Origin of the sequence: Rhodonellum sp., assembly GCF_030656585.1 — a bacterium.
Classification (GTDB): Bacteria; Bacteroidota; Bacteroidia; order Cytophagales; family Cyclobacteriaceae; genus Rhodonellum; species Rhodonellum psychrophilum.
Genome location: NZ_JAUSPP010000031.1, coordinates 383000 through 398574 on the forward strand (window position 1 = coordinate 383000; position 15575 = coordinate 398574).

Here is a 15575-nt window from a genome sequence, read left to right on the forward strand (position 1 = left end):
ACGTGAGCACTTATTCAATAAAAGATCTGGAACAGTTGTCAGGCATCAAAGCCCATACCCTCAGAATTTGGGAACAAAGACACAATCTGCTCAGCCCAAAGCGGACAGAAACGAACATTAGGTACTATGATGATGATGATCTGAAATTGATACTCAATGTTGCCCTTCTCAATGACAATGGTTTCAAGATCAGTAAGATTGCCGTGATGTCAGAGGCCGAAATCAGGCAAAATGTCATTCAACTCACCGAGCGCTCACTGACCCATGATGATCAGATCCATGCCTTGACCATCTGCATGATTGAGATGGATGAGGAGCGATTTGACAAAGTTCTTTCCACCAACATCATTAAAATTGGCTTTGAGCAGACGATGCTCAATATCATCTATCCCTTTATGTCCAAGATTGGGGTACTGTGGCAAACCGGCGCGATCAACCCTGCCCAAGAGCACTTTATCAGCAATCTCATCAGACAAAAACTGATTGTGGCCATCGATGGCCAAATCTATAAAAGTGGGGGCAAAAAATTTCTGCTTTTTCTCCCGGAGGCCGAGCTACACGAAATCTCTCTTTTATTTGCCGCGTATCTAATCAAGCTGAGGGGCCACAAAGTCATCTATCTTGGGCAAAACACGCCCAATGAAGATCTGTTGACCGTATACCGATTGCACCAACCGGATTATCTAATGACGGTGATCACGACATCCCCCAGTTCGGAAAATATCCAGGAATACATCGATTTGCTTTCGGAAAGGTTCAGTCAATCCAAAATCCTTTTGACGGGATACCAAGTGGTCGGCCAAGACTTGAAATTCCCAAAAAATGTCAAGGTCATGAACTATATCCGAAGCATTTTGGAATACCTGGCTGAGATAGAAGAGGTGAAGCAAGAGAAATAGTTTACAAAAACACATTTTTGTTAAACAAGGTGAAAATTTATTTTTCACTTTTTTTATGTCTTTTTTTATTGAATAGTGCCTTTTCTGGTTTAAAACGGATCCTAAAATTTTGGGTATCTATATTTTGTTTAAGAAACATAAAAAAATATTAGACAAAACTATTGCACTTTGTTTAATATGTTCTATATTTGTTTCAACAAAAACACAAAGCCATGACTACTTTAGAATTTAGCTACTCATTGAATAAACTCTCTAGTTCATTAAAGCCTTTTGCGTTGAAACTGACTAGAGACATGGATGATGCCAATGATCTCTTACAGGATACGATGGTAAAAGCCTTCACAAACAAAGACAAGTTTGCGGACGGTACGAACCTAAAGGCATGGTTATATACGATCATGAAAAATACTTTCATCACCAACTATCAGCGTATGGTTAGAAGAGGTACTTTTGTGGACACCACGGACAATCTTCATTACATCAATTCCGGTGGAGCTTTGGTTGAAAACGACGCCTACGGAGATTTTACGATGGACGATATCACCAATGCGATCGACCAATTGGATGATGTGTATAAGACTCCGTTTATGATGCATTACAGAGGTTTTAAATACCATGAAATTGCTGACAAATTGGACATTCCAATTGGAACTGTAAAAAATAGAATTCATATTGCCCGTAAGATTTTGAAAGACCAACTTCACGTTTACAAACATAAAAACTAAATTCATGTTGAATAAAAGGGTGGTCGTCATTGGTGCTGGATTTGCAGGTTTATCGGCCGCAACACACCTTGCTGACCAAGGATATCAGGTCACACTTTTGGAAAAAAATGACACCCCCGGTGGACGAGCAAGAAAGTTCGAAACCGAGGGTTTCGTTTTTGATATGGGGCCGAGTTGGTATTGGATGCCAGATGTTTTCGATACTTACTTTGCACATTTTGGCAAGAAGACTGCTGATTATTACAACCTCGTGCGCCTTGATCCTTCCTATGCAGTGATTTTTGGACAAGACGATTTTGTGAACATACCAGCCAATCCCACGGAATTTAGAAATCTGATGGAAAAAATGGAGCCTGGTGTAGGACCGAAACTTGACGAATTTCTAAAACAAGGAGCTTATAAATACAAGGTGGGTATCCAAAACTTGGTATACAGGCCCAGCAGGTCCATTCTGGAGTTTGTTAGTCCCCGTCTGCTTCTGGACATGGTCCACTTGAATATCTTCCAATCCATGTCCAAACATGTCCGTGAATTTTTCAAGGCAGAAAAAATACTTCGGTTGATGGAATTTCCCGTTCTCTTTTTGGGAGAAACCGCTGAAAACATCCCTGCATTGTACAGCCTGATGAATTATGCGGACATTTCTCTGGGAACATGGTATCCCATGGGAGGAATGCACAAAATCATCGAAGGAATGGTCACTTTAGCGGAAGAAAAAGGAGTCCAAATCAGATACGATTGTGCCGTTTCTAAAATCAACGTGACCAATGGAAAAGCGGAAAGCTTGACGCTTTCTTCGGGTGAAAAAATAGAAGCAGACATCATTATTGCAGGAGCTGATTACCACCACGTGGACACGATGCTTTTGGCTCCTGAATTGAGAAATTACAGTCCTAAATATTGGGACAGTAGAGTGATGGCGCCTTCCAGTCTTTTGTTTTACCTCGGAATAGATAAAAAACTGGAAAATCTCCTTCACCACAATTTATTTTTCGATGAGCCGCTTGGACCCCACGCAGACGCGATTTATAAAAATCCAAGGTGGCCCGAAAAACCTTTGTTCTATGTTTCGGCCCCTTCGGTTACAGACCCTTCGGTAGCGCCGGATGGAAAGGAAAACCTTTTTCTTTTGATTCCTTTGGCACCCGACCTAGTGGATACGGAGGAATTAAGAGAAAAATATTTCAACATGATTATGGATCGATTGGAAAAACTTACCGGTCAGGAAATCAGAAGCCATATCATTTACAAACGCTCTTATGCACTATCTGATTTTAAGGCAGATTACAATGCCTTCAAGGGAAATGCCTATGGTCTGGCCAATACTTTGTGGCAAACTGCTTTTTTGAAGCCCTCTCTTAAAAACAAAAAAGTTAAAAATCTGTATTATACAGGTCAGCTTACCGTTCCCGGCCCAGGAGTTCCTCCTTCCTTAATTTCGGGACACGTAGTGGCCAAAGAGGTAATAAAAGAATATAGTTTACAAAAATAAAGGTATATTATTAGCATGGATGCCAAGGCACTATTTGATCAGACGACATTCGAATGCAGTAAACTGATTACCCAACGCTACAGCACAAGCTTCACTTTGGGAATCAAAACCCTGGACAAGAAATTCCATATGCCCATTTATGCGGTGTATGGGTTTGTCAGGTATGCTGATGAAATTGTGGATACATTCCATGAACACGACAAAAAATCCCTTTTGGAAGCATTTAAGATAGATACTTTTCAATCCATCGAACAAAAAATCAGCCTTAATCCCATCCTGCATGCATTTCAACTCATCGTCAACCAATACAAAATAGGAAATGACCTGATCGAGGCTTTTTTAAAAAGCATGGAAATGGATTTGGATTTTAAGACGTACAACGATTCCAGGTACCATGAATACATATATGGGTCTGCGGAAGTAGTGGGTTTGATGTGTCTCAAGATTTTCTGCGAAGGAGACCAAAACCAATACGAGAAGTTGAGGGAATCCGCTTGTAAACTCGGAGCCGCCTTCCAAAAGGTGAATTTCCTGAGAGACATCAAAAGTGATTACGAGGAACGCGGAAGGGTATATTTCCCTGGAGTGGATTTCAAAAGTTTTGACAAATCCGTCAAATCCCTTATCGAAGAGGATATCCAAAAGGATTTTGACGAGGCATTGGAGGGAATAAAACGTCTCCCCAATGGAGCCAAAATGGGTGTTAAAGTAGCTTATCTATATTATTTGAAACTTTTCGACAAAATAAAGGGCCTTTCTCCCGAGACGATCTGCAATGAAAGGATCCGGATCCCAAATGCTCGGAAATTTTCACTTTTGCTGTTCACTTACTTTGGGATGAAACTTGGACTTGATTAAATCATGGATAAATATCTTTATTTAACACTGATCCTGTTTACGATCTCCTTTCCCCTTATCCGATCCTTTGAACCCAAAATACAGTATGCCAAAAAATGGTATGCACTGTTCCCTGCGATCATCATCACGGGGACACTCTTCGTGATTTGGGACCATTGGTTTACCGTGATGGGTGTTTGGGAATTCAATCCCCGCTATAACATGGGCATCTATATTTTGGATCTTCCGATCGAAGAATGGATGTTTTTTATCGTGGTCCCTTTCTCCTGCGTTTTTATTTATGAGGTGTTGAATTACTTCGTAGAGAAGGACATTTTAGGGAAAATAGCAAAACCCTTAACCGTTATTCTTGTCCTTTGCTTTGTTGGAATAGGTTTAATGAACCTTGACAGAATGTACACTTCAGTCAATTTCCCGATAGCAGCGGCGGTACTGATCATTCATTTCATACTTTTCGGGGTGAAATATCTTGGGAGATTCTACTTGACATATTTGGTCCATCTCATTCCTTTCGCCATCATGAATGGAATATTGACAGGTTCGTTTATCGAAGAGCCAGTAGTGCTCTACAACAATTTAGAAAACCTTTCCATTCGATTTTTTACCATTCCTGTGGAGGATTTCGTATATTCCATGACACTTTTACTCATCAATATTTCCATCTATGAGGCCATAAAGAATCGAAAACATTTTAAGCTTGCAAAAGTTAATACGCTATGATGAATCTCCAAGTCCATATAGATCAAAGTTCCGGATTCTGCTTCGGCGTAGTCTATGCCATAGAGATGGCGGAGGAAATACTGGATGAAAACGGTTACCTCTATTGCCTTGGAGACATTGTACACAATGATGAAGAAGTCAATCGGCTGACTAAGAAAGGTCTCAAAATCATCAATTACGATGAACTGAAAACCTTAAAAAACGAAAGGGTTTTGATCCGTGCCCATGGCGAACCGCCTTCCACATACGAGTTGGCCATCACCAATAACCTTACGCTCATAGACGCAAGTTGTCCGGTTGTATTGAAGCTTCAGAACAGGATCAAGAATTCATTTGACAAGAAAGAAACCATCTACATATACGGAAAACACGGACATGCAGAGGTAATCGGCCTTTTGGGTCAGACCAACAACAAAGCGATTGTCTTCCAAGACATCTCCGAGCTGGATCTTCCCAGTCTGCCAAGAAATATCACGCTGTACAGCCAGACCACTAAAAGCACGGACAAGTTTTACGAGATCAATAAGATTCTGTTTGAAAATGGGATAACGGTCAATACCAACGACACCATTTGCCGGCAAGTGTCGAACAGGGACAAGGAACTCAGGGATTTTGCTGACAAATATGACCACATTGTTTTCGTAAGTGGAACAAAATCTTCGAACGGAAAAGTCTTGTTCAACGTATGCAAAGAAAGAAACCAAAACACTTATTTTGTGTCCAATTCGGAACAGGTGGATAAGGAATGGTTTTTGGAAGGCCAAACCATCGGGATATGCGGCGCTACATCCACGCCAATGTGGTTGATGGAAGAGGTGAAGCGAAGAATCCTCGCTTTTTAGGATTCCATTGGATCTTGAATTAATTTTGCTCCGTGTCCAAATCGATTCCGCAATCTTACTCTTTAGGCAATAAAGGTGTCATCATCGCATTGACGGTCATTGTGCTTTGGTTTACCTCCCTAATTTTTTTGCTAAATACTGAAATGAGTTGGTCCAATCCACTGACTTATTTGGGAATATTGGTGCAAATGCACCTATACACTGGGCTTTTTATCACCGCCCATGATGCCATGCACGGAATCGTCTCACCAAATAAAAAAGTGAATCATGCAATAGGATGGATTTCAGCTATCCTTTTTTCATACAACTTCTATTGGAAGTTATTTCCAAAACACCACGAACACCACCGCTTCGTGGCCACAGAAAAGGACCCTGACTATCACGCGTCGGGAAACTTTTTTCGCTGGTATTTGAGTTTTCTCCTCCAGTATGTCACTATCTGGCAAATCCTCTTGATGGCCGGTACTTTCAACATCCTCAAGCTTTTTTTGCCAACGGAAAACCTGATTGCATTTTGGATGATCCCCGCAATTTTATCCACGCTGCAGTTGTTTTATTTCGGTACTTTCCTTCCACACATGGGAAATGCGCACAACAGACACCATTCTTATAGCCAATCGAAGAATCACATATGGGCATTTTTTTCCTGTTATTTCTTCGGCTATCATTACGAACACCACGATTCCCCGGGGACCCCTTGGTGGAACCTTTGGAAGGTAAAGGAGGAATACACAAAATCCGGGAAGCCAAGTAATGATTGAAGGGGAAACGCGTTTTTTAGAACAAATGTGAAAAAATGAAATTCGGGTTGGTAGCGACCCACTCTAATTGACCAGTTGAAATTGATAATCCCCTTCCATGAGAAAGCTGTTTACTGTTATTTGCCTTTTGTTTGTTTCCTTCCAAATTTTGGGTCAAGGCGGAGTCATCTCCGGCCGGGTATTCAATCCCATCAACAATGATCCCATTCCCTTTGCAAATATCCTGGTTCTAGACACAGAATTGGGAACCGTCTCCGATGAAAATGGGAACTATAGATTGGAAAACATTACACCGGGTCTTTATAATGTGCGTGCAAGTTTTGTCGGATTTCGTTCCAAAACCACCTTTGAAGTACAAGTAACCTTGGCAAAATCGGTTCAGCTTGATTTTGGGCTTCTGGAGGAAGCCTCGGAGCTTGGCGAGGTATTGGTCAGCTCGGAATTTACCAGATCCGAGGAAACACCGCTTTCTGTCCGAAAACTCAATGCCAATGAAATCGAGCGGTATCCCGGCGGAAACAGAGACATCAGCAGGGTGATCCAATCCCTTCCAGGAGTGGCCAGTACCGCCAGTTTTCGCAATGACATCATTATTAGGGGAGGGGCACCCAGCGAAAACAAATTCTATATCGATGAAATCGAGGTTCCGGTCATCAACCATTTTGCAACCCAAGGTTCTTCCGGAGGACCCGTCGGGATTCTCAATGTAAACCTGATCAAAAATGTGGACCTGATCACCGGAGGATTTCCTTCCAACAGGATGAATTCCCTGAGTTCTTTTTTTGAATTTCAACTGAAGGAAGGACGAAGGGACAAAATGGCGACCCAGCTTACCGTAGGCGCAAGCGAACTTACCTTGTCCAATGAAGGTCCTTTGGGGGATAAAACGACCTATTTGGTGTCTGCAAGACGTTCGTATCTGCAGGGATTATTCAGATTGATTGGACTCCCTTTTCTCCCCACTTTCAATGACTTCCAAGTCAAAACGACAACAAAAATCAACGACAAAACCGAACTCACTTTTATCGGAGTAGGGGCAATCGATGATTTCGTACTGAATTTTGACACACCCAAAAATGAATTGGAAGAGGATCGCGAAAACCGACTTTTCCTGTTGGAAAGCCTCCCTATTTCCTCCCAGTGGAATTACGCCACAGGGCTCAAGCTCAAAAAATTCAGGGACAATGGTTTTTGGACATTTGTACTCAGCCGAAACATGCTGAACAACCGCTCCTTCAAATATGCGAGAAACGACGAAAGCAATCCTGAAAATCTATTGTTCGATTATACCTCTCAGGAGAGCGAGAACAAATTCCGGGCAGAAAACAGTGTCTTTGGAAAAGGTTTTACCTTGAAATATGGGGTGAATTATGAATTTGCACGGTATCTCATCCGTGATTTTGACCGGGGAACACTGGCCGGGCAAGGCGAAACCATCAATGTGAATGACAAATCATTTTTCAACAGTTATGGGGCTTTTATCTCCGGGAGCAAAAATTATTTCCAAGACAGGTTGTTGGTGACGGGAGGCGTCCGGTTGGATGGAAGCGATTTTGGAAAAACAGCCCAAAATCCTTTGAACCAAATCAGCCCAAGGATATCGGTATCCTATCAATTGAAACCCAACCTATTCCTAACCGGAAATACGGGTGTTTATTACCAGAAGCCTCCTTACACCGCTTTGGGGTACAGAAACAACGAGGGAGAATTGACCAATCAAATCAATGACATCCGATTCATCCGTTCCGCTCAGGTGATTGCAGGAATTGAAAAGGTCATGCCTGAAAAAAAACGAAGGATCACTGCCGAGGCCTTCTACAAACACTACAGCAACTATCCATCTTCCATCCGAAATGGGATTGCCTTGGCCAATCTCGGGGCTGATTTTGGGGTCATTGGCAATGAGCCCATCAATTCCAATGCACAAGGCAGGGCTTACGGCTTGGAATTATTGGCCCAACAGCGGCTTTTCCAAAATTTTTACGGAATAGCAGCCGTCACCTTGGTCAGAAGTGAGTTTACCAATCCCAACACAGTCGGTTACCTTCCCTCTTCTTGGGACAACCGATTTATCGTCAGCCTGACGGCGGGTAAACGATTCGGCAAAAACTGGGAAATCGGAGGTAGATGGAGATTTTTGGGAGGAACACCGTATACGCCTTTCGATCTGGCATCTTCTTCGCTGATCAGCAACTGGGATTTGAGAGGCCAAGGGCAACTTGATTTTAATCAAATCAATGCGGTACGTTTGCCTGCTTTCCATCAATTGGATTTGAGGATCGATAAAAAATATTTCTTCGAAAAATGGAGCCTGAACTGGTACTTCGACATCCAGAATGCCTATAATTTCCAGGCAGAGCAAGCACCTCGTTTGGTCCCTGTCAGAGATGGTTCGGGCCAGCTAATTGTAAGGACAGACGACCCATCCCGATATCAGTTGCGGACAGTAGAAAACCCTGCAGGGACCATTTTGCCGACGATTGGATTGATTATTGAGTTTTAGATGTAAAGTCTCATCGGCATAACCGGAAATTGCAAGGGGCAAAAAGGTTCTTTCTTTGATTCCTCAAGCATTGCTTATCTTTGCCTCCAATGAAAAAAATACTGATTGGGTTGGCGATGTTTTTATCGTTCGGCGGATATGCCCAGGAATCCTCCAAAGGTGATTCTACGGGAAATCCGGGATTGATAGAAAAGCTGTTTGATTTTGCCGACAATACCATCAACCTGATCTCGGGTGAAAAATGGTCCTTTATTCCGGCAGTGGTCTATTCCCCCGAGACCAGCTTGGGTTTTGGGGCCCGGGCAATCCGAGTTTTTCGGCATAAAAACATCGCGGACTCCCTTTTGAGACCCTCCACCCTGCCCATCACCTTTTTGTACACCTTCAACAACCAGACTTTTCTGACCACCGAGCTGGATCTTTGGGCAAACAAGAATAGGGAACACATGAACGTCCGACTGGAACTGTCCAATTATCCCTTCAAGTTTTATGGGATTGGAAACGAGTTAGATGCCTCCAATGAAGAATTTTATTCCACCAGATTTTTTTATTTTCATGTGGATTACGAGTGGCAAATTTCAAAAGGGCTTTATATTGGCCCCAGATATGAGTTTCGAACAGACAATATCTACAAGAAAAAACCAGATGGGATTTTGGATAGTGATCAGGTTGCAGGGAGTGATGGCCAGCGCATTTCGGGACTGGGATTGGTCCTCAACCAGGACACCCGCGACAATATCTTCCAACCACACAAGGGCTGGTATAACCAATATTCTTGGATGACTTTTCAGCCTTTCCTGGGTAGCAATTTCACCTTCAACCAATACAGACTAGACTTCAGAAGATACCTAAACCTTCACAAAAAACAGGTCCTTGCCCTGCAGAGTTGGTGGAGTTTCACGGCAGGAAATCCACCTTTCCAACACGTTTCCCTTATTGGGGGGAGCCAACTGATGCGGGGTTATTTTGAAGGGCGCTATCGTGACAAGCATGCCATGGTCCATCAGGCAGAATACCGCGTTCCCATTTTCCGGAATTTTGGAATGGTTTTTTTCGGAAGTGCCGGGCAAGTCGCCCATCAAGTCAATTCCTTCGGCTGGGATAGATTTAGGTATGGAGGTGGACTCGGTTTCAGATATCGACTGAATCAAGAAGGCCTCAATATCCGGATGGATATTGCCTTCGGGGACCAGAAAGCGTTCTATTTTGGATTGAATGAGGTTTTTTAGATTCTTGGTTTTACTCCAAGATTTCATTACAGCCGAATACGTTTTTTTTGCAGGCTTTGATTCTTTTCTCTGCGTTCCTTGTGAAAAAACACTTTTGGCTTTTTTTGCCTTACCGGTGAAGAGGTTTTGCGCAAAGATCGGCAAGGGGTTTTCAGAGACCGCAAAGGCCTTTTTCTATACAGTATCGATTTTTTTCCTAGTGTCTTTTTCGAATCACGTTGCGTGCTTTGGAAAAAAACAAAGAGAGCAAGGCATTTTTTGTGCTGGTGAAAACCTCTTTTTCCAAAACCAAGCTTAAGATCTACTTTAGAATGTAGGACAATCCCACGTTTGCGACAAAGTTCTTGCGGTCATAGCCAGGCACAAAGTATTGGTCGGGTTGATTTTCGAGGAACCACTTGTAGTTCAATGTGTTTACATACTGAAATGTACCGCTCACCAGAAGATTGCCAAATCTCCAATCTGCGACTAAAGAGGGAACCAAGTCCACGTATTTGTTCCTTAAATCCTTGGAGGCTTCATATCGGAAATAATAAAAATCATTGTTGTACACGATGCGCTCAAACTGAAAACCCAATCGATTGAAGTCCTTTACCCAGGCAAATTCAACCCAGTTGACATTTGCCGCAGGCCCATATCCGACCCCAAGGACTTGCCCTTTGTGTGTGTATCCGTGGCGCACATGGTCGTGGATGTACCAGGTATCCAAATCTCGGATGGATTCACGGATGGATTGACCGGTTTGCGTCATCTCGGCGCTGATCTGCAAATATTGACCACTGCGTTTCAATGACATCATGTTGGAAAACCCGAGCGTAAAACCACGGTTTCTTTCAGGGGTAATGATAAAGTCACTGATTCGTCTGCTGTTCCCATTGGTGCCATACTCTCCGTAAAATTCAAAGTGGCCCTCAGTGCTCATCCAGCGGAAAAAGCCACTGCTGAATTGCTGTCTTTTGTCGCGAGTGGAATTCACGACATTATTCAGACCTTTTTCTCCATTGAAAACCGGTAGATAATCCGCAAATCTGTCCATATCGGATCGGTACATATGATTCACTGAAGCATAGCCAACCGAAAGTCCCGGAACCCATTTGGGTTGATACGTGAAGATCAATCCCGAAAGGTAGCGGCCATTGTCCTCTCTTTTGGGTATCAATACAGGGTTTTGCTGAATATTGTAATCCGGGTGAGGAGGCAAATAATCTGTGCTTTTTAGAAAGCCGGCAATAAATTGACCTTCAAAATGTCCAATGGGAGTTTCCACCGGTTTCAAAGTGTTGGCCGTGAAATGTAAAAACCCAGGAGCATTATTACTCAACAGCAGTGAATTGCGTTTTGCCGGTCCCCACCAAAGGTTTTCAGTGGATACACCAACCGAAAAGTCCCCGGGATTGTACCGGATACTTGAATTTCCCGGGAGAAGCCGATTATAACCTGCGCCTCCAAATCTTTCGGGCATATCAATCCGGTTCATGTACTCGTAATAAAACAGTATCGTGGCCTGATGTTCCAAGGGGAATCCAAGATAATCCTGGTTTTGGGCAAGCAAAATTTCAGGTTGAAGCTGGAAACTAAAATCCTTGTACTTGACAAAAATCCCCCCGCTCAAAACGGTCTGTAATCCCTTATTTGGGATCATCGCTCCGTCATTCAGCCCAAAAGCATACCGTGAATTAAACTGGGTCCTTATTCCAAATGGCATGGTCAAAATAAGACCTTCCTGCTCCTCTCCAAATTTTCGGTTAAACTGTGAATCCTCGTAATCGGTGAAAGTACTGTCCAAGTCAATCCCATTGTACCTATCAAAGGCGTAAGCGGGATATAGTGGTCTGATGGAAAAGGAACTGAGAGGATCTACCTTGCCCAGCAATTGTTGTCTTCTGATGTATTCTTCCAAAACGGGAGTGTTCAGTGGAAGAGATTGTGCCAAAAGACCTGTATTCAAGGAAGCACCAAGACACAGGAGAAGAAAAATGGATTTGAATACCGTTATTTTCATTTTGTTTTTTTCTGTATCAAATGACGACCATGGAAGTCACTTCTATTTTGGCAATCGACCAACTCTCGTCACAGATGGGATCGGGTGAATTTAGGGCCTTGAGCTCGTCTCCCAGGGTGATTTTCACACTGGAAGAACGGTGGGTAACCAATCTGGAAATACTGTATCGCGTGGTGTAGCTTTGACTCGCCCCAAAAAGGCAAAGTCCTGGTAAGTTCGTCTGTACCGCACCTGTTTTCGGATCGTTTTGCCTAAAATAATCCTGAGGATATGACTGTTTCAAGCAATAGGTCGATGCACAGGGAGAGTTGGAAAAGGTGGTTCTGACCACTTGTTGCCCATCCACCTTCATGTACCATATGTCCGGGCCACTAAGTCCATCGTCTGGATTCCCATCCCAACTGTCGTGGATTAGAATATCTACTGTCACTTTTAAAATATTGTGTCCTGGCAAATCCGGGATCGTCATTGAAACTTCCTCATTGTGATAAAATCCCACAACTGTATCAGATTGGAACACAAAAAGCCTGGCATTTTCAAAGTTGGCCAAATTCAAGGTGGAAAAATCATTGGAATACACCATGACTTCACTTTCAAGTGTGTCCTCACAAGAAGAGGTCAAAATAAATAGAGTCATGAGTCCTAAAAAAGAAGCAAATGGGTTTTTTATTATGCTAAGCATATCTTGCGGAAAAGAGGTAATCGTAATTCAATCAAGCTGTTATGGATAATCAGTTTTTAACTTACCCACAAATAAACGAAATTAAACTTGAAATGGGTCAATTTCTTGTTGGGTATATCATTCGCTGAAATTCAAGAATGAACAGATTTTTCTCTATTTTGCAGCCTCAAATTGCAGCTTTTAAGATGATCAAACTTACTTTAGTGGCTGGTGCAAGGCCCAATTTCATGAAAATCGCACCTATGGTCCATGCCATCCAGGCCCAACAGGCGTTGGGTTCAACCATTTCATTCAGACTTGTCCACACAGGACAACATTATGACAAAAAAATGTCCGGTGATTTTTTTGACCAATTGAATATCCCTGAACCGAATGCAAATTTGGGAGCAGGTGGCGGAACACAAGCAGAACAGACATCTGCGGTAATGATCGCATTTGAAAAGGAATTGATGGAAAACAGGCCGAATTTGGTCATTGTGGTGGGAGACGTCACTTCCACCTTGGCGTGTTCCATCGCTGCGAAAAAACTCAACATCGATGTCGCCCACGTAGAGGGAGGGATTCGTTCCGGAGATTTAAGCATGCCCGAAGAAATCAATCGGATGGTGACAGACAGCATCACGGATCATTTTTTCACCACCTCCGAGATCGCCAATGAAAACCTTAGAAAATCAGGTTTTCCAAAGGCAAGCATCCATTTTGTCGGAAATACCATGATCGATACGCTGATGGCCAACATGGACCGATTCCAAATACCTGAGGGGAAAATTTATGATACATTAAAACCAAAGGAATATTTCGTCATGACCATGCACCGACCTGCCAATGTGGATCAGGAAGAAACGCTCAAGGAAATGATCCAGGCAATTTTGGATGGGACAAAGGGTTTTCCAGTGGTGTTCCCAGTGCATCCAAGGACAGCCAAAATCCTCGAAAACATGGGGATTTCAGACCCTAACCTACACATGACAGATCCCCTGGGCTACCTTGAATTCAATTACTTGGTCAAAAACGCCAAAGGCGTCATCACTGATTCTGGTGGAATTACCGAAGAAGCTTCCGTCATGAACGTACCCTGCATGACACTAAGGAACAATACCGAAAGAGCGGAAACAATTCATTTGGGCACAAATGAATTGGTCGGTACCGATCCCAAAAAACTTGCCCCCTACCTTGAAAAATTGATGAAAGGAGAGTGGAAACAGTATCAGGGAATTCCGATGTGGGATGGGAAGACCGCCCAGCGGATTGTGGATAAAATTATTTCCATTTATTCCTAAAATAGCAAATCCAAATGGTCAGTTTCCACTGCTTTGATTAAAAAAACCTACCCTTCCTTTGCCGAATTCAGCAAAGGAAGGGTACTTTAATGTTCCTGATTGACCTGACCATTCGGATGAATCAAGGACTTGAACAGAAGGCTTCCAAAGGAATACTTTGACAAATCCTGACCTTAAATTCTTCATTTCGGAAACAGGAGATTTTGGAAATAAATAGAAATTGGCTCAATTTATCCCTCATATTAAAGTTGCCCATTATTTTTTCAGGGTCCCAAATCGAACAGACCAGACGCTGTGGAAGTTTAGGCAGTTAGAGGGCTCAAAAAAACAATGTGGACAATTATGCAAAACAGAATCCAAGAATTGATTGAGACATTGGGACTACAACCCCATCCTGAAGGTGGATATTTTGCGGAAACTTACCGTGCTCCACAATGGATCAACACTGAGAACGGGAATCGAAGCCTGGCAACATCCATTTTCTTTTTGCTCACTTCTGAAAACATCTCCAGATTCCATCAGATCAAAAGTGATGAACTCTGGTTTTATCATGAAGGAAGCCCTTTGACCGTGCACATCCTTTCAGAAAATGGGTATAAAAAACTCTTGGTCGGTCCTGCATCCGGAAGTGGTCATTTCCCCCAACAAATGGTGCCTTCGGGAGTTATTTTTGGGTCAACAGTCGATGAACCGGATTCCTATTCTTTGGTTTCTTGCGTCGTCGCCCCTGGGTTTGATTTTCAGGATTTCAAAATGTTTAGCGAGGCAGCACTTTTGGAATTGTTTCCTGAGGAGAAAGCCATCATTGCGCGGATGTCCTAATTGGTCATCAACTGAACTTCAAGCCTTATTCCAACTAAGAATTTATCTTTTGACACAGATAACGATTCCTGTTGCCCAGTGCTGCTTGGTTAAAAAGAGATCTCCTCTGTTTTCCAAAAAAGAAACAAGTTTTTCGGCCTTTTCCTGATGACCTTCCGGCCAATTGTCTTGGGGGAGCATGTCATCTATGATATACAATCCACCTGGATTCAACATGGACAAAACCTCCTCCAAAAGCAGGTATTTTCCATGCCAGGTATCTGCAAAAATGTAATCGAATTTCCGGGACAAATTCTTCCCCACCCAAACCCCGCCATCCGTTTCCACCAGTTCCAACCTGCTGTCTTCTCCCAAATATTCCATGGCGATACCCAAAAAATTTGGGTCATTGTCGATGGAAACCAGAGTGGCGTTCTGATCCATTCCATCCAATATCCAGGCTGTTGAAAGCCCTGTTCCGGTACCCAATTCAAGAAATTTACCTCCTGGTTTGGTTCCGGCCAATGTGCGGAGCAAGGAACATGTCAAGATATCGGAAGCCATATTGAAACCGCAATTTTTGGTTGCTTGGTCGATTTCCACATAGGCATTGGGAAGTGGTTGATTGTTTTCTTTTGTCATATATTTTCGTTTTAATCCGGGATGCCTTTTGATTGGGACAATAAAACAACCCACAACATAGTCGAATTATTTTTGAATTTGATAGGTAATGATAGGCAATTCAATTCAAATACTTTTCGAGTATCGCATTATTTTATGT

14 protein-coding genes are annotated in these 15575 nt (G+C 42.8%); 11 read left to right on the forward strand and 3 right to left on the reverse strand.

The annotated features are described in order from the left end of the window. Positions 1–2 precede the first annotated feature (2 nt). The 9 genes from Q7J63_RS08565 (at position 3) to Q7J63_RS08605 (ending at position 10029) form a co-directional block, all read left to right on the forward strand. Positions 3–899: a MerR family transcriptional regulator gene (locus tag Q7J63_RS08565; protein WP_019596048.1), complete on the forward strand. Its 897-nt coding sequence runs from the start codon at positions 3–5 to the stop codon at positions 897–899. A gap of 212 nt (positions 900–1111) precedes the next feature. Beyond that, complete coding sequence (locus Q7J63_RS08570; RefSeq protein ID WP_026333427.1) at positions 1112–1624, forward strand: RNA polymerase sigma factor; 513 nt, start codon at positions 1112–1114, stop codon at positions 1622–1624. Positions 1625–1628: 4 nt separating this feature from the next. Next, on the forward strand, positions 1629–3116 hold the full coding sequence (locus Q7J63_RS08575; protein ID WP_019596045.1) for an NAD(P)/FAD-dependent oxidoreductase: 1488 nt from the start codon (positions 1629–1631) through the stop codon (positions 3114–3116). Positions 3117–3131: 15 nt separating this feature from the next. Beyond that, positions 3132–3974, forward strand: a complete 843-nt coding sequence (locus Q7J63_RS08580; RefSeq protein WP_304885421.1) for a phytoene/squalene synthase family protein — start codon at positions 3132–3134, stop codon at positions 3972–3974. 3 nt (positions 3975–3977) lie between these two features. After that, entirely contained in the window at positions 3978–4694 is a 717-nt protein-coding gene (locus tag Q7J63_RS08585; RefSeq protein ID WP_304885423.1) for a lycopene cyclase domain-containing protein, read from the forward strand. Next, positions 4691–5536 (forward strand): 4-hydroxy-3-methylbut-2-enyl diphosphate reductase, encoded by an 846-nt coding sequence (locus Q7J63_RS08590; protein ID WP_304885425.1) that lies wholly within the window; start codon positions 4691–4693, stop codon positions 5534–5536. Before Q7J63_RS08585 ends, Q7J63_RS08590 begins: the two co-directional genes overlap by 4 nt. Before the next feature lie 32 nt (positions 5537–5568). Continuing rightward, positions 5569–6297, forward strand: a complete 729-nt coding sequence (locus tag Q7J63_RS08595) for a fatty acid desaturase (protein WP_304885427.1) — start codon at positions 5569–5571, stop codon at positions 6295–6297. 97 nt (positions 6298–6394) lie between these two features. Further along, the gene (locus Q7J63_RS08600; RefSeq protein WP_304885429.1) at positions 6395–8800 is read left to right on the forward strand and encodes a TonB-dependent receptor; all 2406 of its coding nucleotides are present in this window, start codon (positions 6395–6397) and stop codon (positions 8798–8800) included. Positions 8801–8889: 89 nt separating this feature from the next. Further along, on the forward strand, positions 8890–10029 hold the full coding sequence (locus tag Q7J63_RS08605; protein ID WP_304885431.1) for a BamA/TamA family outer membrane protein: 1140 nt from the start codon (positions 8890–8892) through the stop codon (positions 10027–10029). 301 nt (positions 10030–10330) lie between these two features. Here the strand turns inward: Q7J63_RS08605 and Q7J63_RS08610 are convergent, their stop codons facing one another. Both Q7J63_RS08610 and Q7J63_RS08615 read right to left on the reverse strand, forming a co-directional pair. Beyond that, positions 10331–12031, reverse strand: a complete 1701-nt coding sequence (locus tag Q7J63_RS08610; RefSeq protein WP_304885433.1) for a capsule assembly Wzi family protein — start codon at positions 12029–12031, stop codon at positions 10331–10333. A gap of 16 nt (positions 12032–12047) precedes the next feature. After that, positions 12048–12713, reverse strand: coding sequence for a hypothetical protein (locus Q7J63_RS08615; RefSeq protein WP_370691877.1), 666 nt, complete (start codon positions 12711–12713; stop codon positions 12048–12050). Positions 12714–12898: 185 nt separating this feature from the next. Between Q7J63_RS08615 and wecB the strand changes: the two genes are divergently transcribed. Then, positions 12899–13993, forward strand: a complete 1095-nt coding sequence (gene wecB / locus Q7J63_RS08620; RefSeq protein ID WP_304885699.1) for a non-hydrolyzing UDP-N-acetylglucosamine 2-epimerase — start codon at positions 12899–12901, stop codon at positions 13991–13993. Positions 13994–14335: 342 nt separating this feature from the next. Continuing rightward, positions 14336–14815 carry a cupin domain-containing protein gene (locus tag Q7J63_RS08625; protein ID WP_304885435.1) on the forward strand — a complete coding sequence of 160 codons (480 nt, stop codon included), beginning with the start codon at positions 14336–14338 and terminating at the stop codon, positions 14813–14815. Between the two features lie 42 nt (positions 14816–14857). On the opposite strand, the gene Q7J63_RS08630 is transcribed toward Q7J63_RS08625, so the two are convergent. After that, positions 14858–15436, reverse strand: a complete 579-nt coding sequence (locus tag Q7J63_RS08630; protein WP_019596033.1) for an O-methyltransferase — start codon at positions 15434–15436, stop codon at positions 14858–14860. Between the last annotated feature and the right edge of the window lie 139 nt (positions 15437–15575).